We start from the raw sequence: 23,573 nt of genomic DNA, 5'->3' as shown, positions 1-23,573 counted from the left end.
TCTCACCTGCAGATCGGGGATTGTGTGACGTGGCCACCCGGTGTCGCATGGGCGACGATCGACGGGATCACCGTGCTCAACGCGGGTACCAGGGTCACGTTGAAGTTGCACAGGTAGGTGTCGATGTAGGCGCCCGCCTGTGTGACCCGTGCCAGGCCTTTCAGCAGCGGTGGGAGATTGAAACCGAGGTAGCCGAACTCGTCTTTGTTGGCGAGGAAGTGGCCGAGGAATCCGGGCTGACGCGAGAGCATCTGCTGCGCCTCGGGAAGCGCGCCACGGGCGAGCGTCGATGCCCGATCGGCGACCTGCGCGGTTTTGTCGAGCGAGCCGATGAATGAATCACGTTGTGCAGACATCTGTTCGAAGATCCGGCGAGAGCTGACGAGGACGGTGTCGATACTGCTGCGCTGGGCCGCAAACGTCCCGACCACGCGGGACAGATTGGAGATGACGTCGCCGAGCACCTGATCGGGTCCGGCGACCGATTCGGCCAGGGACGACGTCTCGGCGACGAGGGTGGTGATGGATGACGAATCTCCCTGCAGGGCCCGGATGAGGGCTTCGGTGACATTGTCGACCTGCTTCGGATCGAGGACGCTGAACAAGGGTTCGAATCCGTTCAGCAATGCGGAGATGTCGAAGGACGGCTCGGTGTGTGCGAGGGGGATCTCGCCGCCTTTCAGCGGCGCGGGGTGGGGGAACTCTCCGCGAGACAGGCCGACGTAACGTTGCCCGACGATGTTCTGGTAGACGATCGACGCCTTGGTGCTCCCGTCGACGACCTGATCGGAGTCGACTCGGAACGAGACGCGTGCCGCGGTCCCGTCGAGACCGACCGAGTCGACCCGTCCGACACGGATCCCGGCCATGCGGACGTCGTCGCCTGCCTTGAGTCCCGTGATGTCGGTGAACACCGCGCTGTAGCTCTTCGTGTCCTCCGAGACGTCACGTTGAAGGGTGACGTAGACCGTCGAGGTCAATGCCAGCGACACGAGGAGGAAGAGAATCAAACCGATGAGAGGCTTGCGGATGCTCATGGTGCCCCCTTCTGGACGTCGGGGGACACCGTGACGGACTCGCCGCGGGCGACGGGGCCGAGGATGAGTGTGTTGGCGCTGTTGGGGCCACCACCGACGAGCTTGCCGAGCGTGGCCTGTTCATCGGCGCTGCCGACCGAACCGACGTTGCCGCCCATGCTCGCCGTCTGGTATCCGGCGGTGACTCTCTTGCGCTCGTTGCCTTTCAGGACCGGCGGCGACACGCTGCTCGGTGCAGTGGAACAGCTGGCGCCCTGCAGATTTCCGTACCGAGGGCAGTCCGCGCGGGTGTAGAGCTTGTGGGGGGTGAACTGGAAGAGGAACTTGCCCCTCCCGTTGGCCAGGCCCGCAGGCCAGAAGTCCGAGAACCATTTGTCTGCGATGACACCGATGTTCATGACGATGGAGGTGAAGCCGGCACTGCCGTCAGCCACGACCGACGCAACCGGGGCGGCCTGGCCGGTGATTCGGATGATCTGGGCGGTGTTGCGCTCCAATGCCGTGTTGACCCGCGCGGTGGTGGCGATGCCGGAGCCGAGAAGGTCGGAGAGCGCCCCGGATTCGCGAGCGACCGTTTGCATGGGTCCGACCGAGCTGTGCAACGCGTCGAGGAGATCGGGTGCGGACTTCCGCAGGCCGGTGACCGCCGAACTGAGTGACCTCAGCGTGGACGGCCCTCCGTCGGGCGCGACGACACGGTCGAGCTCGCCGACGATGCGGTCGAGTTGTGCACCGGCGCGGGAGATGTCGGAACCCCGCCGATCGGTGGCGGTGGCCACCGCAGCCAGCATGCCGACCGTGCGGTCGCTCCCGGCGCGTGCGGTCGCGGAGACGATGGCGCGCAGCTTGGACAACGCCGTCTGGAATTGCACCGTCGAGGCGTTGGTGTCCTGAGAGATCACGTCACCGGATGCGATCGCCGGCGCGGAGCCGTTGTCGATCAGCTGCACCGAGGACACGGCGAAGACATTGCTCGGCACCACGCGAGCGGTCACCGTGCGAGGTATCTGCGGCGCGCGGTCGGGTGCGATCGAGATGTCGACCGTGTTGTCGGGGCCGGTGATCGCCGGTGTCACCCCGGTGACCGTGCCCACGATGACACCTCGGTACTTGACGTCGGAGTTGACCGGGAGACCGTCGCCGACGTCGGCGAGCTGGGCGGTCACCGGTACTTTCGGGGTGAAGGTGCCACCCGACTTGAGTGCGATCGCCGCGAGAACTGCCACGATCACCGCGATGGCGATGATGCCGCTGATGAGCAGCTGCCGGTTCGACAGACCGTGCGGTCCCGCGTCGTAGATGCTCGGTGCGTTCATCCGCTCAACCTTGCTCCGCTTCCGACTCCCCAGAATGCCACGGTGAGAAGGAGATTGGCGACGATCATCACCGAGATGCTGGCTCGCATCGCACGGCCGGACGCGGTGCCGACACCCTGCGGGCCGCCGTGGGCATAAAAACCGTAGTAGCACTGGATGGTGGTGGTGATGACCACGAAGATCACAGCCTTGATCAACGAGTACATGATGTCGGTGGGGTTGAGGACCAGCTCGAAGTAGTGCTGATACGTACCGCCCGACAACCCGCCGCTCAGTCCGACGACGAGTTGGACGGACACGTAGTTGACCGCGAGACAGACCAGGTAGAGCGGGATCACGGCGACGATGGAGGCGAACAGGCGGGTCGAGACGAGGTAGGGAATCGGCCGGATCGCGAGGGCCTCGAGCGCATCGATCTCCTCGGAGATGCGCATGGCCCCCAGTTGAGCGGTGAAGCGACAGCCCGCCTGTGCGGCAAAGGCCAAGGACGCCATGATCGGTGCGAGTTCGCGTGTGGTGGCGGTGGAGGCGACCATGCCGGTCGCCGGCTCCATGCCGAGCAGGTGCAACGCGTTGTAGCCCTCGATGCCCACGATCGCGCCTGCGGCGCCGCCGAGGACGATGATCACGCCCGCGGTTCCGCCGCCGACCACGATGGAGCCGTTGCCCCAGGTGACATCGGAGAGAATGCGCAGGCACTCCTTGCGATAGTGGCGCAGGGCTGTAGGGATGGAGACGAGTGCGCGGCCGAGGAACGCGGCGAGGTGCCCGATGCGGAGGATGACGCTCCCGACCGCGTCGGTCGCGCGGACGAGAGGGCGGAGCCCGGTCGGGTAGTACGTTGCCGCCATCAGAACCCCGTCCTCGGGAAGAGCAGTACGTACATCTGTGTGAAGCCGACGTTGACCAGCATGAGCAGGATGATGGAGGCGACCACGGTGGCGTTGACGGAGTTGGCGACGCCAGCGGGACCGCCACGGGTGGTCAGTCCCTTCTGGCATGCCACGATCGCCACGATCGCACCGAACACAATGGATTTCACGATCGTCAGGTAAAAGTCGGAGAGCGTCGCGAACGAGGCGAAGGTGGTGACGAACGTGCCCGGCGTCCCGTTCTGGACGAACGTGTTGAACAGGTAGCCGGACAGGAAGCCGACGAAGCAGACGACTCCCGTCAGTGCGGTACTGACCAGGATCGCCGCCGCCAATCGTGGGACGACCAGCCTCCGGATCACCGAGAGACCCATCACCTCCATGGCGTCGATCTCGTCGCGGATCTTTCGGGAACCGAGGTCTGCGCAGACGGCGGAGCCCGCCGCCGAGGCCATCAGGAGAGCCGAGACCATCGGCGCGCCCTGCCGGATCACGGCGAGGCCGCTCGCCGCACCTGCGAGCGACGTCGCGCCGACCTGACCTGCCAGGAGCGCGAACTGGATCGACAAGGTCATGCCGATGGGAATGGCGACGAAGATCGTCGGCAGCGCCGAGGCCGAGGCCATGAAGGTCGACTGCCGGATGAACTCCTTGACCGGGAACCGGAACGTCAGGAGATCGACGATGAGGTGCTGGATCGCGCGGATGCCCAGGACGAACTGGCCGCCAACGGTTTCCAGTGATGCCCGCGGGTGGCGGTGCACATAACCGGCCATCCACGAGGTGATCTCGTCGGTGGCCCTGGGTGTCGTCTCGGGCGTCGGTGGTGGCCCGGACCGCGGGGGAGACGAGTGGTCGACGCCACCGGCGGAGATCGGCCGGGTCGGCGCATCATCGTCGGCAGGGGCGACGTGCCTGGTGATGTCGCTGTTGACGGTGGACACCGTTCCCCCTCTCGGGCCCGGTTCATCCTCGGCATGCGGAGGCCAGACCATCGGCGGTGATGGTCAGGGGTGCGCACCCCGGGCTGAGGGTGCTCACTCGGGAAAGTCGAGCGTCAGATGTACCAACCGCCGTTGACGCCGATGGCCTGTCCGGTGATGAAGCCGGCCTGATCCGAGCACAGGAACGCTGCCGCGGCCGCGACATCGCCCGGCAGTCCCGCTCGGCGTACCGGTGTCATGGCTGCGAGGTCCTCGATCGCGGGTACCAGGCCTGCCTCGACGGCCTTCTCGGCCATCGGCGTCGCGATGATCGACGGCGGGATCGTGTTGACGGTGATGCCATGCGGCGCGTATTCGAATGCCAGTGCCTTGGTCAGCCCGATGACACCGCCCTTGGACGCCACGTAGTGGGCGCGTTCGGGAGCGCCGGACTGGGCGCTGGAGGATGAGATCGTCACGATGCGTCCCCATTGGCCGGCCTGCATGTCGCCGATGACCGACTGCGTGCAGTTGAACGTGCCGGTCAGATTCACCGCGATGATGCGGTCCCACTCGTCCTGCGCGATCTCCGGATAGGGCATCTGCGATTCGATGCCTGCGCTGGTCACCAGGATCTCGATGGGGCCGAACCTCTCCCGGACCACACCCATGGCCTTCTCCACCGCAGTCCGGTCGCTCACGTCCACGGCTTGGGCGAGGGCCTCGGCACCACTGGCGCGGAGGTCGGCAGCCACCTTCTCGGCGGCGTCGGCGTTCTGGTCGAGGACACCGACGCGATGTCCGGCCGCCGCGAGATGCTCGGCGACGGACTGCCCGATCCCCGATCCTCCACCGGTGACGACGCTGGTGCGGATGGTGGCTGTCGCAGTTGTGGTCGGCATGTCTGCTCCTCAGGCCTTCGGGGTGAAATCGAGGTGCAGGGTGGTGAGACCACGCAGGATGTAGGTCGGTTCGAAGTCGTAATGGCGGTGGCCGTTGTGACCGTGGTGTTGTTCGGACACGCGGATGTCGGCCATGCGGGCCAAGAAGCGCTCGACGGTGACGCGGCCCTCGATGCGGGCGAGCGGGCTACCCGGGCACGAATGGATCCCGCGGCCGAAGGTCAGGTGCTCACGCACATTGGTGCGCTCGAGATCGAAGGTGTTCGGGTCCGGGAAGTGGTCGGGGTCGCGATTGGCAGCGCCCGGACAGAACATCAGCGTCGTGCCGGCGGGCACGGCGGTCTCGCCGACCGTGGTGGTCTTGCGCGCCACCCGGAAGCCGCTCTTGACCGGGCTCTCGAGTCGCAGTGTCTCCTCGATGAAGATCGGGATCAGCTCCGGCTCGTCGCGCAGTCGCTGCTGGATGTCGGGTCGTTCACCGATCACCCGGAGCGCGGCGCTGATCAGCTTGGTGGTGGTCTCCTGGCCCGCGGCGAAGAGGAATGTTGCGGTGCGCACCACCTCGACGACCTCGGGTGTGCTGCCGTCCTTGTACTTCGATTCGGCCAGGGCGGTGAGGACGTCGCCACGGGGTGTTGCGCGGCGGTCCTCGATGTACTTCGTGAACTTGTCGTCGAGCCACTGCAGCGGGTTGTCGGACATGACCTCCGAGTCCAGGGCGCCCGGCCGGGCCCCCTTACGTGGCGCGCCCAGAACGGTGCGGAACTCCTCGTGGTCTTCTTCCGGAACGCCGAGCAGATCGGCGATAACCAAGAGTGAGAAAGGTTTTGCGAAGTCCGACATGAGTTCGCACTCACCGTTGGCAACGAACTCCTCGATGTACTCGTCGGCCAGCTTCCACATGAACTCCTCGTTCTCCTGGATCCGCCGCGGCGTGAGGAGGCGGCTCAGCAGACTACGAGCACGGCTGTGGTCCGGGGGATCCATGGTCACCATGTGCTCGTGCAGGGGCAATTCGTCGCGATGCTGGTCGATGAGCTCGCCGACGTCATCGCCCTCGGGTTCGAACGGCAGGCCCGGAAAGGGGCCGGTGGCGGCGAGGCAGGACGAGAACGTGGCGGGGTCCTTGAGGACGGTCACCGCCTCCGCGTGGCCGGTGATCGCGAGGACGCCGAAATGAGGCTCCTTGGTCACGGGGCACTTGCTGCGCAGCTCGTCGAAGTAGGGGTATGGGTCGGGAACCAGGCTCTCGTCGGTGAAGTAATTCAGTTCGGTCAGATCGCTCACCGGAAACCTCCTGTGCGGCAACTCTCGTCAGGGAGAGGGTGCGTAAGGGCTGTGTTGGCTGGGAACCCTGGGTAAAGATGCTGAGCGAGTGCTCAGCGGGGTGTAATACTTGTTACCATGCTCCGATCAGTGAGGTCAAGATCACATTCTCAAAATGGACATATCCCGTTTCCGGTTTAGGGTGAGTCCGGGGCGCGACAGGAGAGGTGGAGAGTGTGAACGAGCGCAGATTCGGATCGGTTGAGGCAAAGAACAGGTCGATCCTGTTGGATGCGGCTGAGGTTCTCATGCTCGAAAGTGGCTATGCCGCAGTCACTTCACGGAAGGTCGCGCAGGCCGCCGGTCTGAAGCCGCAACTCGTGCACTACTACTTCCGCACGATGGACGAGCTGTTCCTGGAGATGTTCCGGCGCCGGGCCGATCAGGGGCTGGAACAACAGCGTGCCCTGCTCGAGTCGCCGCAGCCGCTGTGGGCGCTGTGGCAGTTCAGCATCGACCCGTCGGTTTCCCAGTTCACGACCGAGCTCCTCGCGCTCGCCAATCACCGGAAGGAACTCCGCACCGAGATCGCCCGCTACTCGGAGCAACTCCGTGACCAGGCGCAGGAGGCGATCACGAAGTTGCTACCCACCTACGGCGTGAGTTCGCGGGAGCTGCCGGCAGAGGTGCTGATCGTCATCATCACCAGCGTGTCCCGGCTGGTCATGATGGAGAAGTGGCTGGGGTTCGAGAAGGGGCATCGTGAGACGTTCGAGTTCATCGAGCGGTACCTCCACAAGCTGGAGGGGGAGCCCCACCGGCACCACGTCATCGCATCGATCGGTTATGGCTGAACTGCAGACCCGACAGCACCCCCGACAACGCGGTTCGGACGTCGGTCACCTCGACGCGCATCAGATCGTCATGTGACAGGGAGTCGAGATCGCCGAGAGCGGAGAGGCGGTACTCACGCTCCTCTTCGGCGGCCTCGATGATGTTGCGGATGAAGCGCCCGTTGCCTGCGATGTCGCTGGCCCGTCGCCGCGCAGGCCCCTCGCCGCGTACATCGTGGTAGAGCGGGGTACAGGCCAACTCGATCTCTGCGACCGCCTCCGGGGTGAGGAGCGAATCCCGTTTGCGCGCAATGAACTCACCGATCCGGGCCAATTCCTCGGGAGTGTAGGAGTCGAATCGTACGCGGCGTGCGAAGCGGGAGGCGAGGCCGTCGTTGGATGACAGGAAACGGTCGATCTCGGAGTCGTAGCCTGCGATGATCACCACCAGTCGGTCGCGGTCGTCCTCCATCCTGGCCAGGAGGGTGTCGACGGCCTCCTTGCCGAACGCATCGCCGCCCGACAACCCCTGCTGGATCAACGTGTAGGCCTCGTCGATGAACAGCACCCCGTCCATCGCCGAGTCGATGACCGCCGACGTCTTGGGCGCTGTCGACCCCAGGTGCTCGCCGACGAGGTCGCGACGTGTCGCCTCGATCACCTTGTCCGTCTTGATGAATCCGAGCCCGCAATAGATCTTGGCCACGATCCGCGCCACCGTCGTCTTGCCCGTTCCCGGTGGGCCGGTGAAGGCGAGATGCAGGCTCCGCGCCGAGGTGTTCAGTCCGCGATCGGCCCGGACCTTCGCCAGGGTTGCGGCCGACTGTAGTTTCGCCACTTGTTGTTTGACGGATTCCAGGCCGATCTGAGCGCCGAGCTCACGCTGGGCGTCGTCGACCATCTCCGCCATCTCGGGCTGTCCGGTGGTATCTGCGACGAGGGTCTCGACCGGGTCGGTGACCGACCGGGGGTCCCACGGGTCGCGGCGTTCGGCGATCTCGTCGGGGGAGGTGATCACGAGGCGGAAGCTCGGAGATCTCAGTGCCTGACCCGCGATGGAGTTCGGGTTGCGTGCGTACGCCTGCTCGAACAACGCACGGGCCTTCTCCTCCTGCCCCTGCTCGCGCAGCGCCATACCGTGGGCGACCATCGCCTCGGTGGCGAGCGCCGGGATGGGGCCGTCGACGGCCTTCTGCAGTCGTCGGATTCCTTCCCCGAACATGCCCATCTGGATGCACGCGGTGCCGGCCATGAAGTCTGCGGCGGCGTGGAGGAAGGTGTCATCCCATCGCTCCGAGCGGCGCAGCGCGGTCAACAGATCCGTCCAGCGTTGTGTCGACATGAACAGGGTCGCCTGCACGAACTCGACGATCGGCACGCGTTGGGCCGCCGGGATCTCGTCCAGCACCTCCTGGGCCCCGGCGAAGTCCTTGCCGCGCGCCAACGACGACGCGTAGGCGGCGGTGGCCTCGGTGACATCGGAGAGGTGATAACTGATGTCGCCCACCACCCAGCGCCCGGCCAGCGTGCCGTGTGGTAGCCCGAGACGCCGTTGTTCGAGGCCGATGGTGGTGCGATTGCGGTACAGGGCGAGCAGGATCTCGTCGGTGTCCTCGCCACAGGCCAGCCGGCCCAGCCACGCGTCGCCCATCGTCGGGTCCCATTCGCTGGCGCGGGTGAAGGCCTTGGCCGCCTGCTGTCGATTGTCGATCGGTTCCTGACCCTCGACCGCGATGCCCAGCGACAACACGCCGAGTTCGAACAGTTGCCGCGCCTTGCGGACGTCTGCCATCTCAGGCCCCCCAGATACATGCCTCGTGCAGGCCGTCGTCGACGTCGGCGACCTGTCCGTGTCCGAAGTCAGCCTAGCGGTGGCATGGGCCACGCCACCACGCGCCCGAGATGGTGCCTCACCTACACTGGCTAGAGTGAATGCGCAGGTGGATACCGTCTCAGCCGCTGCAGGCAGCCCAGATCAACCCCAACCGTTCCGCGAACTCGGTCTCAAGGACGACGAGTATGCCCGGATCCGCGAGATCCTGGGCCGTCGGCCGACCGATGCGGAGCTCGCGATGTATTCGGTCATGTGGTCCGAGCATTGCAGCTACAAGTCGTCGAAGGTGCATCTGCGCTACTTCGGAGAGACCACCACCGACGAGATGCGGGCAGGCATGCTGGCCGGCATCGGTGAGAACGCCGGTGTCGTCGACGTCGGGGACGGGTGGGCGGTGACCTTCAAGGTCGAATCGCACAACCACCCGAGCTATGTCGAGCCCTACCAGGGCGCCGCGACCGGTGTCGGCGGCATCGTGCGCGACATCATGGCGATGGGCGCACGTCCGATCGCGGTCATGGACCAGCTCCGCTTCGGTCCGGCCGACGCGCCCGACACCCGCCGCGTCGTCGACGGCGTGGTCCGCGGTGTCGGCGGCTACGGGAACTCCCTCGGACTGCCCAACGTCGGCGGCGAAACCGTATTCGACGCCAGCTACGCCGGTAATCCGCTGGTCAACGCCCTCTGTGCGGGCGTGCTGCGGACCGAGGACCTGCATCTGGCGTTCGCGTCGGGAGCGGGCAACAAGATCATCCTGTTCGGTGCGCGCACCGGGCTCGACGGCATCGGCGGCGTGTCGGTGCTCGCGTCGGAGACCTTCGACGACTCCGGCGATAATGCCGGTCCCAATCGCAAGAAGCTGCCGAGCGTGCAGGTCGGCGATCCGTTCACCGAGAAGGTGCTCATCGAGTGCTGCCTCGAGCTCTATCACGCCGGTCTGGTCGTCGGCATCCAGGATCTCGGCGGCGCCGGACTGTCCTGCGCGACCTCGGAACTCGCTGCCGCCGGCGACGGTGGCATGCACATCGATCTGGAGAAGGTGCCGATGCGTGCCGAGGGCATGACCCCGGCGGAGGTGCTCTCCAGCGAGTCGCAGGAACGCATGTGCGCCGTGGTCACCCCCGACAACGTGGACGCGTTCCTCGAGGTCTGCAAGAAGTGGGACGTGTTGGCCACCGTGATCGGTGAGGTCACCGACGGGGAACACCTGCAGATCACCTGGCACGGTGAGACCGTCGTCGACGTCCCGCCCCGCACCGTCGCCCACGACGGTCCGGTCTACGATCGTCCGGTTCTGCGACCCGAGTGGCAGGACGGCGTCATCGAGTCGACGACCGCACACCTGGCGCGTCCGGACACCGCGGAGAAACTGCGCGCGACCACCCTGCAGATGCTCGGCTCGCCTGCCCTGTGCAGCCGCAAGTTCATCACTGAGCAGTACGACAGGTACGTCCGCGGCAACACCGTGCTCGCCGAGAACGCCGACTCCGGCATGATCCGGATCGACGAGAGCTCGGGCCGCGGCATCGCGCTGGCGACCGACGCGTCGGGTCGCTACACCTTCCTCGATCCCTACCGCGGCGCACAGCTCGCGCTGGCCGAGGCCTACCGGAACGTCGCGGTGTCGGGTGCGGCACCCAAGGCGGTGACGAACTGTCTGAACTTCGGTTCTCCCGAGGACCCGGCGGTGATGTGGCAGTTCCAGCAGGCCGTGCGCGGGCTCGCCGACGGCTGCGCGCAGCTGGGCATCCCGGTGACGGGCGGCAACGTGAGCTTCTACAACCAGACCGGCTCGACCCCGATCCTGCCCACGCCGGTGGTCGGTGTGCTGGGTGTGATCGACGACGTGCATCGCCGCATCCCCACCGGTTTCGGTACCGAGCCGGGGGAGACCCTGATCCTGCTCGGATCGACCCTCGACGAGTTCGACGGCTCGATCTGGGCGCAGGTCGTCCACGACCATCTCGGCGGTGTGCCGCCGCAGGTCGACCTCGAACGCGAGCGCTTGCTGGCCGACATCCTGATGGCGGCCTCCCGGGACGGTCTCGTGTCCGCTGCGCACGACCTGTCCGAGGGCGGACTCATCCAGGCGGTCGTCGAGTCCGCGCTCGCCGGCGAGACCGGTTGTCGGATCCTGCTTCCCGAGGGGGCCGATCCATTCGTGTGGCTGTTCTCCGAGTCGGCCGGTCGAGCCGTCGTCGCGGTGCCGCGCACCGAGGAGTCACGATTCACCTCGATGCTCGACGCACGCGGCATGCCGTGGGCCCGGGTCGGCGTGGTGGATCAGGGCAGCGACGCGGTGTCGGTGCAGGATCAGTTCGAGATCCCGCTCACCGAACTGCGCGAGGTCTACGAGGGCACGCTGCCGACCTTGTTCGGCTGACACGGCCGCCCGGTTTCAGGGCGTTCCTGCGTGGGGTACGTCCACCGACATCGCGATGAGGCTTCCCTCGCGCGCGTTCTTGCGGGCTTCCTCGTGGAAATCGGGTGCGGCGCAGGCGAACAACGTGCGCCCGTCCGATCCGCCCAGCATGCAGGCGAACACGCCGGTGCCCGCCGGGACCTCATCGACGATGTCGCCGCCCTCGACGACCCGGACGAGACGGGCGCCCAGCGCGTCGGCGATCCAGAGCGCGCCGTCGGCGTCGAGGCAGCAACCGTCGGGTGCCACGGAGAGTTGGGGAAGCGCCTTCTCGATCTCGGTGTCCGTGGGCAACTCGCCGAACTGAGCCCAGACCCGACGGTTGGTGAGCCCGCCGTCGTCGCCGATGTCGAAGGCGGTCACCCGATTACCGAAGGTCTCGTCGACCAGCAGGACCCCGTCGTCGGTGATCACACTGCCGTTGGGGAACCACAGGTCGTCGGCAGCGACAGTGACCGACCCATCGGGATCCACTCGCAAGAGCACCGCGGTCTGCAGTGGTGCACCGCCCATGAGGTCGAATCCGAACTCGCCGACGTAGGCGCGTCCGGATGACGGGTCGACGACCATGTCGTTCGGATGTCCGGTCACGTATCCGGAGAGATCGGCGTGTGTCACCAGCTCGCCGTTCGGCTCGCGACGGAGGATCCGCGCGTCGCGCATCGAGACGATCAGCAGCCGATCGTCGGGCAGCCAGCCGAGCCCGGACGGTTGCTGCGGCACCTCCGCCTCGACCCGCAGGTCGCTGCCGTCCTCGGCTGCCGAACACACGCGGTAGGTGTAGAAGTCCACGAACCAGATGCGTCCGGCGTGCCACCGCGGGCATTCGAGGTACGCGAATCCGTCTGCAACAGTGGTGATGCCACGACTCGAAGCGTTGCCGGCAATGCTCATGCGGTGTCCTCCTGGACGGTGGGTCGGACGGTTGTCGATTCGATGGGACTCAGATGCGGGCCGCGTCGAGGAATCTCTCGAGCTCTCGATCCACTGCCGGTCCGCAGGGCTGGATCACGATCTCGGTGACGCCGTGTGCCTCGTGGGCATCGAGGGCGCGCCGGATCTCCTCACGCGTTCCACTGAGGGTCACCTCGCGGAGGGTGCGGTGCCCACCGGCCTGCCAGGCAGCCTCGTCGGCGGCATTGAGAGCCACGCAGTGGTCGGCGTGGACGAACAGGTGCCGCCGGCCGTCGGGGTGGCTCTCGACGATGTCGAGCCATTCGTCGCCGCCGGGCAGCGTGCGTACCGCGTCGGGGCCGGCGAACTCGTACGCGCCGTGCAACGACAATGCCCAGCCAGGGCCTGCGGCGTCGCGCGCGTGCTCGGAATCGGTCGGCTCGCCGTCGTCGAGAACCGTGCCCCATTCGAGGAACGCGACATGCTCGTGTTCGGACATGAACTCGGGTGACTGGAGGGTGGCGAAGAGTCCGTCGCCCAGATCGCGCGCGACCGTGTTGCCCTTCGGGCCGAGAGCGCCGATGTAGATCGGGACCTCGATCGGTCGGGCGGGCGCGTGTCCGGCGGGATGGAGCATCTGCATCGTCGCGCCCTCCCACTCGATGACCTCGCCCCGCAGCAGTGCCCGGTACGCACGGATGTAGGACGCCATGAACGACCATCGAACCGCCCCATAGCCCATTGCGCGGCGACCGGTGAATCCGGTTCCGAAGGCGACGGCGACGCGACCGGGTGCCAGCGCTGAGAGCGTGGCGGTGGCCGCGGCATTGACCATCGGGTGTCGCAGGCTCGGCACCAGGACGCCGGGGCCGAGCCCGATCCGGTCGGTCCGGTCGGCGGCCAGCGCGAGCGTCATCCACACGTCTGCACTTTGCTGCGGGGTGTCGTACACCCAGGCACGGTGATAGCCGAGCTGTTCGGCCACAACGATGTTGTCGGGAGTGTCCAGGGCGGTCGGGAAGGCGCACGATACGAGCATGAGATACCTCGACTTCCTTCGCGGGGGAGGCGAACCGGACGAGGTGCACTGCCGTGACCTGGGGAGATGGCCGGGCGCCGTTGCCCTGAATGTGACGCAGATTACTCACGTCGGATGCCGGTGGCAAGGATCGGTGCGGCGTGGTCGACCCGGGGACAGTGCATCGGGGAGCGTGGTCGCCGAGGCCGGCTGCTCACCCGGTCAATGCCGCGATCAGCCCCTCCGGGTCGTCGGTGGTGATCTGATCGACCCGCAGTTCGACGAGCCGTCGCGCCTGTCGGACGGACTCGTCGTCGGCGCGCTGGAGCGTGTAGGCGTCGACGGTGCGCGCGTAGGCGTGGAATGCGGCGATGACGTCGAACCCGCGACGATCCGCCTCGAGGATCAACCGGCGTTCGAGGTAGATCAGCTCGGCGCGGGGCGACGCCGTGACCGCGCGCTCGACGAAGGCCGCGAAATCACCCGAGCGCAGCACCCGGTCGACGGCGCCGTGATGGCAGGGGTCGTAACCGACACGGATGCCCGGGACCGGGTCGGTCAACAGGCGTACGGCCTCTGCATCACCGCACGAGAGGATCGCATTCCGCGCGATCGGGGCGACCGCACGCGCGAAGGTGTCGATCGCTGCGGTGTCCAATGCCTTGGCGTCCTCCTTGAAATCCAACTGCAGCAACGCGTCCGGATGAACGGTCGGCCGGGCGATGACGTCGGAGAGGTCCTCGAGGAGCAGGACCGGCTCATCGAGCGGAACCCCGGTGTCGGACCGCAGGAACAGTGTGCGGACATAGCTCGCCGGGAGTTCGGAGATGCGGCCGGTTCCCGTGGTGGCGTGTGCGACGTCGCGGTCGTGCAGGACCGCGAATCCACGATCGGCATGGATCACCAGGTCGACTTCGACACTCGCGCCGAGCGTCATGCCCTCGACGATGCGGGACGTCGTGAAAGCGGGGTCGTCGGCACGACGACGCGCCCGGTGCCATTTGATCTGGGTGGTGTGGCCGTCGTGGACGACGGCCGTCGGTGCGGGCGGATCGGTCACCTCACCGACCGTACGTGACCTCGGCAAACGAGAGGTGAATCCCCGCGGGGGCCACCGGGATCGGCAAAATCACACGGCAGAATTGGAACATGTTCTACCTTGGGGTCATGACTCTTCGTGTGGTCGAGTGGTCGACCGGAACCGTGGGTAGGCATGCAATCGCCGGGATCGATGCCCGGCCTGATCTGGAGCTCGTCGGGGTCTGGGTGTCGGACCCGGCCAAGGTCGGCCGGGATGCCGGCGACCTCGCCGGGCTCGATCGAGAACTCGGTGTCATCGCCACCGACGACCGTGACGCGCTGATCGCCCTGCGGCCCGACTGCATCGTGCACACCGCGATGACCGACGATCGAATCTTCGAGGCGATCGACGATCTCATCTTCTTCGTCGAGAACGGGATCAACGTCGTGTCGAGCGGCCCGGTGGTGCTTCAGTTCCCGCAGGGCATCCTCAACCAGGAACTGCTCGACCGGATCGCGGCCGCAGGCGAATCCGGCAACGCAAGCCTGCACGTGAACGGCATCGATCCCGGGTTCGCCAACGACGTTCTGCCCTTGGCGATGACGAGCCTCTCGCAGCGGATCGACGAGGTGCGCTGCCTCGAGATCGCCGACTACTCGACCTACTACCAGCCGGTGGTCATGAAGGACATCTTCGGGTTCGGGCAGCCGATGGATGCGACGCCCCTGCTCCTGCTGCCGGGAGTGCTGGCGATGGGGTGGGGCAGCGTGGTCCGGCAGATCGCCGCCGGACTCGGGCTGACCCTGGACGAGCCGTTGATCGAACGTCACGACCGGGTGGCAGCGGACCGCGACTATTCGACGGTGTCCGTGGAGATCCGCGAAGGGACCATGGCGGCACTGCATTTCGAGGTGGTCGGGCAGGTCGACGGCGTCGATCGCGTCGTACTCGAGCACTACACCCGCACGGATCCTCGGCAGTGTCCCGACTGGCCGACCCCCGCCGAGGGCGACGGTTGCTACCGCGTCCTCATCTCCGGTGAACCGGAGATGAAGGTCGAGTTCGTCCACCACGGTGAGAACGGTGACCACAATGTGTCGGGGATGATCGTGACGGCGATGCGGCTGGTCAATTCCGTTGCCGCCGTGGTGGATGCGAAGCCGGGTCTGGTGACCGCGTTGGACCTGCCGATGGTGAGTGGTCGGGGGTTGGTCGCCGGGGGTTAGGCACGGGGGTTTCGATACGCCTCGGGCTCGCTGCGCTCGCGCGTGGCTACTCAACCAGCGGTGGGGGGTGTGGTTACGTGTGGCTGCTCGTCCAGCGGTGGTGAGCAGCCACACGCGAGTGCGGACTAGGCCTGCGCCATGTGCTTTTCGTGGTAGCGCCGCTTCCATTCGTCGCGCGACCGGATCGACACGTCGACATCTGTTGCGGACCGACGCAGCGCACCGACGTTGATCTCCTCGCGGGTGTGCTTGTCGAGCGGATTCCAGTTGAAGAAGCGCGCGGAGTTCTCCCACGAGATCTGATTGATGTCGGAATCGTCGGCACCGGCGGCCTGGAGCTCGCTGAGCATCTGCTCCGGGGCGTCCGGCCAGAAGCAGTCCGAGTGCGGGTAGTCGCACTCCCACGCGATGTTGTCGATACCGATCTCGTGACGGAGCAGCAGGGAGGTCTTGTCGGTGACGTAGCAGGCCAGCGAGTGGTCCCGGAAGACCTCGCTGGGCAGCTTGTCCCCGAAGTCGCGGCGGAGCCACTTCTGGTTGGTGTAGTGGCGGTCTGAGCGATCGAGATAGAAAGGTATCCAACCGATCCCGCCCTCGGAGAACGCGAACTTGAGGTCGGGATAGGTGCGCATCGCCGGGCCCCAGAGGAGGTCCTGCGCGGCGAGCGCCGAGATCTGCGACGCCAGCACCATGAGGCTGTCGATGGTCGAATCCTTGGCCAGGTTGAGCGCGCCGAAGCCGGTGCCGATGTGCAGGCACATCACCAGACCCGTCTCCGACAGGGTCTCGAACACCGGACCCCAGTAATCCAGGTCGTGGTAGCTCGGCAGACCTTCGAGGTGGGGGAGCTCGGGCATGGTCACCGCTCGGCAGCCCTTGGCCGCCACCCGCCGGATCTCCGCACACATCGCGTCGACATTCCAGGTGGGCAGCAGCGCCAGCGGGATGAAGCGATCGGGGTAGGCGCCGGCCCACTCGTCGATGTGCCAGTCGTTGTACGCGGACACCATCACGAGGGTGATGTCGCTCTGGTGCTGGTTCAGGTGACGTGCGGAGAACCCGGCGAAGGTGGGAAAGCACATCGACGCCCAGATCCCGTTGCGGCTCATGTCCCGAACGCGCTCGTGGACGTCGTAGACCCCGGGCCGCATCTCGGCGAATCCGGCCGGGTCGCGGCCCCATTCCTCGGCAGGCCAGGACACCACCGCGTTGAGTCCGCTGACCCCCGCTTGCTTGCCCATGTAGATCCACTGGTCGACGCCCTTGTCGTCGGTGATGACGACCGGTGCCTGATCGCGGTACTTGTCCGGGACGTGGCGGAGGAACATGTCCGGCGGTTCCACCACGTGGTCGTCGATGCTGATGAGCACCAGGTCGTCAATGTTCATGACACTCTCCTTCGTGGCTGGTGGAATTGCCGGTGGTTCCCGGCTCTGTCTGTGTTCATCCGCGGTCAGCGGTGGTCAACCAGACCGACCGGACCGCGATGTCGCCGAGTTCCATCTCGGCGAAGCCTGTGACGGAGATGCGCATCGTCCCGGCAAACGGCCGTTTGGCGTGGACGGTCACTCCCGAGTCGAGGGTGAGGCCCACGGAACCGAAGTACTCGAGCATCGCCGGATCGGAGTCGGCGATCCGGGCCACCGTGCCGGTGTCTCCTGTCTCGCAGGTCGACAGCGGGCGCAGTGCGGGAGTGGTCACCCGACCGTCGGCCGCGGGAATGGGATCGCCGTGTGGATCCCGCGTCGGGTGTCCCAGTCGGCAATCGATGCGCTCGATCAAGTCGTCGGAGGCGGCATGGGCGAGGGTGTCGGCATCGTCGTGAACCTCATGCCAGCCGTAGCCCAGTTCCCGGACGAGGAAGGATTCGATGAGCCGCATGCGCCGGATGATGTGTGCGGCCGCCGCCTCACCACGGCTGCTGAGTGCCACCGCGCCGTAGGGTTCATGCTTCACGAGTCCCTTGTGGGCGAGGCGCCGAACCGCGTCGGATGCAGTCGACGGCGAGACGCCGACGCGCTCCGCGATCGACTTGGTGGTGACCGGATTCCGATCCCACTCGCTCGCGTCCCAGATCGCTTTCAGGTACTGCCGGGACGCTGCCGTCAGATCGCCGAGCGGGTCACCTGGACCGCCGTCGGGCGCGATGCTGGCCGGTTGCATGCCCCAACGATAGCATCGTGATCTCCCTCAGTGAGAATCTTATTCTCACCCTGTCGAGGCCGAAGATCGCCGTGGCGCAGCGTGACCGTCGAGATCACGGGGGTCGCCGCGCGGTCCGCGTCCCGGCCGCTGCGGTTGCGACACCTCATCTCACGACGCCGTGGTATTGGCATTCTCATTTTCTGCAAGTATCGTATCCGCTGATGGAACCACAGACTGAAACAGCCTCCGGCATCCCGCTGGACCCTGCCTATGGGCCGAGCCCCGACTCCGCGGTCCCCCCGTCGCCGGGGGAGTATCCGTTCACCCGGGGGAACTTTCCGACGGGCTACCGGGGGAGGTTGTGGACCTTCCGGCAGTACTCCGGATTCGGTACCGCCGAAGAGTCGAATCGCCGCTACCGGTATCTGCTCGATCAGGGTGGCACCGGGCTCTCGGTTGCGCTCGACCTGCCGTCGCAATGCGGGTACGACTCGGATGATCCGGAATACGGGGAGGAGGTCGGCCGAGTCGGTTGCGCGGTCGACACCCTGGCCGACGCCGAGATCCTGTTCGACCAGATCCCGCTCGACAAGATCAGCACCAGCTTCACCATCAACGGGACGGCGGCCATCCTGCTGGCGTTCTACGTGGCGGCTGCGGAGCGCAAGGGCGTTCCGCGGGCCAAGCTGACCGGCACGATCCAGAACGACATCCTCAAGGAATACGCCTCGCGCGGAACCTGGATCTGGCCTCCTGAACCGTCGTTGCGCCTGATCGCCGACACCATCGAGTTCTGTGCGGCGGAGGTGCCGAGGTTCAACGCGATCTCCGTGGCCGGCGCGCACTTCCGCGACGCGGGCGCCAATGCCTTGCAGGAGATGGCGTTCACGCTCGCAGACGGTGTGACGTACTGCGACACGGTCGTCGAGCGCGGGCGGATGACGATCGACCAGTTCGCGCCGCAGATCTCGTTCTTCTTCTACACCCACGGCGACTTCTTCGAGGAGATCGCCAAGTATCGCGCCGGGCGGCGTCGCTGGGCGACGATCGTCCGCGAGCGTTACGGGGCGACCACCGACAAGGCCGCGATGTTCCGATTCGGCTGTGTCGCCGGCGGGGCGTCGCTGTACGCGCCCCAGGCACAGAACAATCTGGTCCGCGTCGCCTACGAGGCGATGGCGTCGGTGCTCGGGGGTGTGCAGTCGATGTTCACCGCCGCGTGGGACGAGCCCTTCGCCCTGCCCAGCGAGGAATCGGCGACGATGGCGTTGCGTACACAACAGATACTCGCGTACGAGACAGGTGTTGCCCGCGTTGCGGATCCGTTGGGCGGGTCCTACTTCGTCGAGGCCCTGACCGATGCGACCGAGCAACGCATCATCGAGGTGATGGCCGACCTCGAGGCACACGGCGGCATGGTCCGTGCGATCGAGGAAGGCTACCTGCAGGGTCTCATCGCCGACGAGGCCTACCGGGTCCATCAGGAGGTCGAGGGTGGTGAGCGACCGGTGGTGGGTGTCAACAGGTTCGTGGCCGACGAGCCCGCTCCGGAGATCGCGACCTACGAGCTCGATCCCGAGGGGCGCGAGGTGCAACTCAAGCGCCTCGCCAAGGTCAAGGCCGAACGGAACGCGAACGACGTGGCGAACACGCTTGCTGCATTGTCGCGGGGAGCAGAAGGAGACGAGAATCTGATGCATCGCCTGATCGACTGCGCGAACGCGTATTGCACCGTGGGAGAAATGGTGTCGGCACTCAAGGGTGTGTGGGGCGAGTTCCGGCAGCCGGTGGTCTTCTGATGACCGCCCGCATCCTGGTCGCCAAACCGGGTCTCGACGGTCACGATCGCGGCGCGAAGATCGTCGCCCGGACGTTGCGCGACGCCGGTTTCGAGGTCATCTACACCGGCATCCGGCAGCGGATCGAGGACATCGTCTCGATCGCGCTGCACGAAGATGTCGCGGTCGTCGGCCTGAGCATCCTGTCCGGCGCGCATGTGGCCTTGACCCGGCGAACCGTCGATGCCCTGCGGGCGGCCGACGCCGGCGACATCGCGGTCGTCGTCGGCGGCACCATTCCGCAATCCGACGTCGACACCCTGATGGAAGCCGGTGCGGCAGCGGTGTTCCCGACGGGCACACCGCTCGACACACTGGTCACCGAGGTCCGGGCCCTCACCGCGGCGGCGTCGCCGTCGTGACGATCTGTACCGCAACCGAATCGAGAAGTGCCGGAGACCTGGAGGAATCGTGCGCGTCGGAGTGATGATCGGGCCGGAGCGGGGCGATTCCGCCCGCAAAGCCGGTCGAATGCTGAAAGACATCGAATGGGCGGAGTCCGCGGGCATGGACACCGCGTGGATTCCGCAGGTGCCGTCCGATTTCGACGCACTGGTCACCGTCACGATGATGGCGACGCGCACCTCGCGGATCGAACTCGGTACCGCAGTCGTCCCGCTGCAGGCACAACATCCCGTCGCCCTGGCGCGCCAGGCCCTGTCCGCGCACGCGGTGGCCGACGGGCGACTCGCACTCGGGGTTGGGCCGTCTCATCACTGGATCGTGCAGGACATGCTCGGTCTGCCGTATGAGCGACCGGCTCGCTTCACCCGTGACTACCTCGACGTCCTGGACAAGGCATTGACCGGGCCGGGGGCCGTCGATGTCGAGAACGACTCGTTCGCCGTGCACAACCCCCTCGAACTCGGTCCGGTCAGCCCGATGCCGGTGCTGCTGGCCGCGCTCGGGCCGGTGATGCTGAATCTGGCGGGCGAACGCACCGACGGCACCATCCTGTGGATGGCAGACCACCGCGCCATCGCCGATCACGTGGTTCCCCGGATCACCAAGGCCGCCGACAACGTCGGCCGTCCGTCTCCGCGCGTCGTCGCGGGTCTGCCCGTGTGCCTGTGCCGCCCATCGGAGGTCGACGAGGCGCGTGAGCGTGCGAATCGCATTCTGGCCGAGGCGGAATACTCGCCCAATTACCAGCGCCTGCTCGATCAGGGAGAGGCGCGCAACGTCGGTGATCTGTGTGTGGCCGGCGACGAGGAGTCCATCCTCGAGCAGTTCCGTCGTTACGCCGACGCGGGCGTGACCGATCTGTCGATGCGTCTGCTCCCGATCGGTGACACGCGCGACGAACTGGTGGCGTCGAAGTACCGCACCCGCGAGGTGGTTGCCGAGTTGGTGAAGGAACTGCGTTGAGTCCCGGTGGTGCCGGGAAGACCACGGCTGCCGGTCCGTTGGCCGGTATCCGAGTCCTCGAGGTCGGCACCATGCTGGCCGGCCCCTACGCGACGATGATGCTCGCGGACCTGGGCGCCGAGGTGATCAAGATCGAGCCGCGAGGCGGCGACATCTCCCGGCAGGTGAGTGACGAGTACTTCGCCAGTCTGAACCGGGGGAAACGCAGTGTGTGTCTGGATCTCACGGGGGCCGAGGGGAGGCAGAGCCTCGGCGAGCTCGTCGGGACCGCGCACGCGTTGCTGGTCAATCTGAAACCGTCGGCGATCCACCGTCTCGGGTTGACGTATTCGTCGTTGCGAGAGTTCAACGAACGCATCGTCTGCGTCGCGATCACCGGCTTCGGACTCAACGGCGGCGACGATCCGGCCTTCGACTACGTGGTGCAGGCGGCGACCGGAGTGGCGGCGATGACCGGTGACCCGGATGGGCCGCCGACCCTGCCGGGCTACTCGTCTGCCGACAATTCGACCGGACTCACCGCCGCACTCGGCCTCCTCGCCCAGATCGTCTCGGGGCGTGGTGGACAGCTCGACGTCTCGCTCCGGGACGTGATGCTGTCGCAACTCAACTATCACGCCTCGGCCTACCTCGACGCCGGTGTGAGACCGGTGCGTCGGCCGCACGGTGCGCATTCGTTCTATGTACCGGCGCAGATCTTCCCGACCGCCGAGGGACATCTGGCGCTGTTCATCACCCACGATTCGTTCTGGAAGTCGTTCGCCGAGGAAGCAGGTGTCGCCGGGTTCTGGCAGATGGCCGAACGCGCGGCCAATCGTGATGCCGTGATCGATCTGGTCACCACCGCCCTGGCAGCGGATTCCGCCGTGAATTGGCAAGAACGACTGCGCAAGTGGGGTGTGCCGGCGGCAGCGGTGCGCACCCTGCCCGAAGCGCTCGACGACACCCCCGAGGCGGTGGTCGCGGTCGGCCCGCGCAGCGCTGTGGGATGTCCGATACACGTGGACGGATACGAGCCGGACTACACGCCCGCGCCGACGCTCGGTGAGATGAACGCACCGACGGGCTGAGAGGGATGCCCGCCGATGCGCTCATCGGTGCCGGCGAAGGATCTCGGCACCGGTCGGTGATCAGCTCTCGGTGACGACCTCGAGGAAGCGCATGACCGGCGGCGGGTCCATCTGCATGGCATCGCTCATGGTGAACCCGCCGTTGCGAAATGCTGTGAAGAGCCCTCGGGCAGCATCTTTCAGATCGGAGCCGTCGATCTCGTAGAGGGAGACGAGCGTGCCGTCGTCATCGATCGGACGCAGGCGTCGCCCCGAGACGAAGCCGTCGAGTTTCAGTACCTCCGGCATGTGCACCTCGTCGTACCACTGGCCGAACTCCTCGGCGCGGTCCGGCGAGCTCGGGCGACCTTCTACCATCAGAATGCCTTTGGGCATGTGTGATTCCTTTCTCGTGCTGTCGATGATGTGGTGCGGTGTGGATGTCGCGAGGTGACGAGCGATCAGGCCTCGTAGTCGACGACCGTTGTCTCCGTGTCGGGTACGGCCTGGCAGGTCAGCACGTAACCGTCCTCGATCTCGTCGTCCTCGAGGGCGTCGTTGACCCGCATCGTGGCGGTGCCCTCGTCGAGGTGGGCGATGCAGGTGGCACAGTTGCCGGCTTCGCACGAGAACGGTGGTGTCAGTCCGGCCCGCCGCCCCGACTCGAGCAGGGTCTCGTTCGGTTGGCGGTCGACAGTGACCTTCTTGCGCCCGAGTTTGATGGTGATCGTGCCGGTGACACCGTCGTCGGGCGTGGAGTCCGACGACGTGGTGGCCGCACCGGATTCGAGGTCGTCGCCTCCCCGCACGGTCGATTCCGCCTCGTCGGACTCCGCGATCGGCAGGGCTGCGGCGGCGCCGAAGCGCTCGATGTGGATGGATGCGGACTCGGGCAGGGTCGACTCGACGAGATCCATGAAGGGTTCCGGGCCGCAGACATAGAAGTTCGCGTCGAGATCGTCGCCGATGAAATCGCGGACGGCCGATTCGGTGAGGAAGCCGTTCTGCTCGTCGAGGCTGCGGATCACCGAGAGTCTGCCGGGGTAACGCTTCTCGAGCTCCGCGAGCCCCGCGTCGAAGATGACGGCGTCCCGATCGCGGTCCGCGCAGAGCAGTCGGACCGCACGGTTGGTTGTCGCGAGCGCGCTCTTGGCGATGGAGAATATCGGGGTGATCCCGCTGCCACCACTGAAACCCAGGATCGGCGCGGTGTCGTCGGTGAGGCAGAAGAGCCCGGCGGGACGTGACATGTCGATCACATCGCCCTCCCCGATGTTGTCGAGGATCCAGTTCGACACCCGCCCACCCGCCACCCGCTTGACGGTGGTGGCCAGCTCGTCGTCGGTCTCGGGCGAGCTGGACATGGAGTAGGAGCGGTAGAGCTCCTCGCCGTCGACGGTCACGCGGAAGGTGCAGAACTGGCCCGCCCTGTAGGTCACCGGCCCCGTCTCCGGAGCGAGTACGTAGGTACGCGCGTCGTCGGTCTCCTTGACGACCCGGGTCACGGTCGCTTGCTGGAACAGTGGTGCTCTCGCCACGGTCCATCCTCTCGGTATTGAGATTCTGCCTCTGTGAGAACTATATTCTCTCATTGAGGTACGATCTTCTC

Annotated in this window: 21 protein-coding genes; 7 read left to right on the top strand and 14 right to left on the bottom strand. The window is 66.3% G+C overall.

Annotation, left to right across the window (positions count from 1 at the left end):
* Positions 1–2 precede the first annotated feature (2 nt).
* The 6 genes from IDF66_RS07920 to IDF66_RS07895 all read right to left on the bottom strand — a co-directional run bounded on the left by IDF66_RS07920 (position 3) and on the right by IDF66_RS07895 (position 6,337).
* Positions 3–1,037: an MCE family protein gene (locus tag IDF66_RS07920; RefSeq protein WP_190266435.1), complete on the bottom strand. Its 1,035-nt coding sequence runs from the start codon at positions 1,035–1,037 to the stop codon at positions 3–5.
* On the bottom strand, positions 1,034–2,353 hold the full coding sequence (locus IDF66_RS07915; RefSeq protein WP_190266434.1) for an MlaD family protein: 1,320 nt from the start codon (positions 2,351–2,353) through the stop codon (positions 1,034–1,036). Before IDF66_RS07915 ends, IDF66_RS07920 begins: the two co-directional genes overlap by 4 nt.
* Positions 2,350–3,204: an MlaE family ABC transporter permease gene (locus tag IDF66_RS07910; RefSeq protein WP_164307343.1), complete on the bottom strand. Its 855-nt coding sequence runs from the start codon at positions 3,202–3,204 to the stop codon at positions 2,350–2,352. The genes IDF66_RS07915 and IDF66_RS07910 overlap by 4 nt, the downstream gene beginning before the upstream one ends.
* Positions 3,204–4,001 (bottom strand): MlaE family ABC transporter permease, encoded by a 798-nt coding sequence (locus IDF66_RS07905; protein WP_190267385.1) that lies wholly within the window; start codon positions 3,999–4,001, stop codon positions 3,204–3,206. The genes IDF66_RS07910 and IDF66_RS07905 overlap by 1 nt, the downstream gene beginning before the upstream one ends.
* Positions 4,002–4,282: 281 nt before the next feature.
* Complete coding sequence (locus tag IDF66_RS07900) at positions 4,283–5,050, bottom strand: SDR family NAD(P)-dependent oxidoreductase (protein WP_190266433.1); 768 nt, start codon at positions 5,048–5,050, stop codon at positions 4,283–4,285.
* A gap of 9 nt (positions 5,051–5,059) precedes the next feature.
* A complete protein-coding gene (locus IDF66_RS07895; RefSeq protein WP_164307341.1) occupies positions 5,060–6,337 on the bottom strand; it encodes a cytochrome P450 in 1,278 nt (425 codons plus the stop codon).
* Between the two features lie 215 nt (positions 6,338–6,552).
* Here IDF66_RS07895 and IDF66_RS07890 point away from each other — a divergent pair, with 215 nt between their 5' ends.
* Entirely contained in the window at positions 6,553–7,170 is a 618-nt protein-coding gene (locus IDF66_RS07890) for a TetR/AcrR family transcriptional regulator (RefSeq protein WP_203589068.1), read from the top strand.
* Here IDF66_RS07890 and eccA read toward each other — a convergent pair.
* A complete protein-coding gene (eccA, locus tag IDF66_RS07885; RefSeq protein ID WP_190266432.1) occupies positions 7,145–8,941 on the bottom strand; it encodes a type VII secretion AAA-ATPase EccA in 1,797 nt (598 codons plus the stop codon). The genes IDF66_RS07890 and eccA overlap by 26 nt on opposite strands.
* 136 nt (positions 8,942–9,077) lie before the next feature.
* Between eccA and purL the strand changes: the two genes are divergently transcribed.
* The gene (gene purL / locus IDF66_RS07880) at positions 9,078–11,366 is read left to right on the top strand and encodes a phosphoribosylformylglycinamidine synthase subunit PurL (protein ID WP_190266431.1); all 2,289 of its coding nucleotides are present in this window, start codon (positions 9,078–9,080) and stop codon (positions 11,364–11,366) included.
* A gap of 15 nt (positions 11,367–11,381) precedes the next feature.
* Here purL and IDF66_RS07875 read toward each other — a convergent pair whose 3' ends face one another.
* The 3 genes from IDF66_RS07875 to IDF66_RS07865 form a co-directional block, all read right to left on the bottom strand.
* Positions 11,382–12,299: an SMP-30/gluconolactonase/LRE family protein gene (locus tag IDF66_RS07875; RefSeq protein ID WP_190266430.1), complete on the bottom strand. Its 918-nt coding sequence runs from the start codon at positions 12,297–12,299 to the stop codon at positions 11,382–11,384.
* A gap of 49 nt (positions 12,300–12,348) precedes the next feature.
* Positions 12,349–13,338, bottom strand: a complete 990-nt coding sequence (locus IDF66_RS07870) for an LLM class flavin-dependent oxidoreductase (RefSeq protein WP_190266429.1) — start codon at positions 13,336–13,338, stop codon at positions 12,349–12,351.
* A gap of 193 nt (positions 13,339–13,531) precedes the next feature.
* Positions 13,532–14,377, bottom strand: coding sequence for a glycerophosphodiester phosphodiesterase (locus IDF66_RS07865; protein ID WP_190266428.1), 846 nt, complete (start codon positions 14,375–14,377; stop codon positions 13,532–13,534).
* A 107-nt stretch (positions 14,378–14,484) separates the two neighbouring features.
* Here IDF66_RS07865 and IDF66_RS07860 point away from each other — a divergent pair, with 107 nt between their 5' ends.
* Entirely contained in the window at positions 14,485–15,564 is a 1,080-nt protein-coding gene (locus IDF66_RS07860; RefSeq protein WP_190266427.1) for an NAD(P)H-dependent amine dehydrogenase family protein, read from the top strand.
* Positions 15,565–15,689: 125 nt separating this feature from the next.
* Here IDF66_RS07860 and IDF66_RS07855 read toward each other — a convergent pair whose 3' ends face one another.
* Positions 15,690–16,952: an amidohydrolase family protein gene (locus IDF66_RS07855; protein WP_164307335.1), complete on the bottom strand. Its 1,263-nt coding sequence runs from the start codon at positions 16,950–16,952 to the stop codon at positions 15,690–15,692.
* 55 nt (positions 16,953–17,007) lie between these two features.
* Positions 17,008–17,712 (bottom strand): metal-dependent transcriptional regulator, encoded by a 705-nt coding sequence (locus IDF66_RS07850; RefSeq protein WP_387999265.1) that lies wholly within the window; start codon positions 17,710–17,712, stop codon positions 17,008–17,010.
* A gap of 218 nt (positions 17,713–17,930) precedes the next feature.
* On the opposite strand from IDF66_RS07850, the gene IDF66_RS07845 reads away from it, so the two are divergent.
* From IDF66_RS07845 to IDF66_RS07830, 4 genes are read left to right on the top strand one after another with little or no spacing between them, the layout of a single operon-like run.
* The gene (locus IDF66_RS07845) at positions 17,931–19,508 is read left to right on the top strand and encodes a methylmalonyl-CoA mutase family protein (RefSeq protein WP_190266425.1); all 1,578 of its coding nucleotides are present in this window, start codon (positions 17,931–17,933) and stop codon (positions 19,506–19,508) included.
* Positions 19,508–19,909, top strand: a complete 402-nt coding sequence (locus IDF66_RS07840) for a cobalamin B12-binding domain-containing protein (RefSeq protein WP_190266424.1) — start codon at positions 19,508–19,510, stop codon at positions 19,907–19,909. Before IDF66_RS07845 ends, IDF66_RS07840 begins: the two co-directional genes overlap by 1 nt.
* A gap of 49 nt (positions 19,910–19,958) precedes the next feature.
* Complete coding sequence (locus tag IDF66_RS07835) at positions 19,959–20,915, top strand: LLM class F420-dependent oxidoreductase (RefSeq protein WP_190266423.1); 957 nt, start codon at positions 19,959–19,961, stop codon at positions 20,913–20,915.
* Positions 20,912–21,985 (top strand): CaiB/BaiF CoA transferase family protein, encoded by a 1,074-nt coding sequence (locus IDF66_RS07830; protein ID WP_223309389.1) that lies wholly within the window; start codon positions 20,912–20,914, stop codon positions 21,983–21,985. The genes IDF66_RS07835 and IDF66_RS07830 overlap by 4 nt, the downstream gene beginning before the upstream one ends.
* Positions 21,986–22,045: 60 nt before the next feature.
* Here IDF66_RS07830 and IDF66_RS07825 read toward each other — a convergent pair whose 3' ends face one another.
* On the bottom strand, positions 22,046–22,360 hold the full coding sequence (locus IDF66_RS07825) for a hypothetical protein (protein WP_164307329.1): 315 nt from the start codon (positions 22,358–22,360) through the stop codon (positions 22,046–22,048).
* 65 nt (positions 22,361–22,425) lie between these two features.
* Positions 22,426–23,502, bottom strand: coding sequence for a 2Fe-2S iron-sulfur cluster-binding protein (locus IDF66_RS07820; RefSeq protein WP_190266422.1), 1,077 nt, complete (start codon positions 23,500–23,502; stop codon positions 22,426–22,428).
* Between the last annotated feature and the right edge of the window lie 71 nt (positions 23,503–23,573).

The sequence above is a fragment of the Gordonia hankookensis genome (genome assembly GCF_014673215.1).
In the GTDB taxonomy this organism is placed as follows: Bacteria; Actinomycetota; Actinomycetes; order Mycobacteriales; family Mycobacteriaceae; genus Gordonia; species Gordonia hankookensis.
The sequence above is the reverse complement of the archived record's forward strand: the minus strand, read 5'-3'. Positions and strand labels throughout refer to the sequence as shown.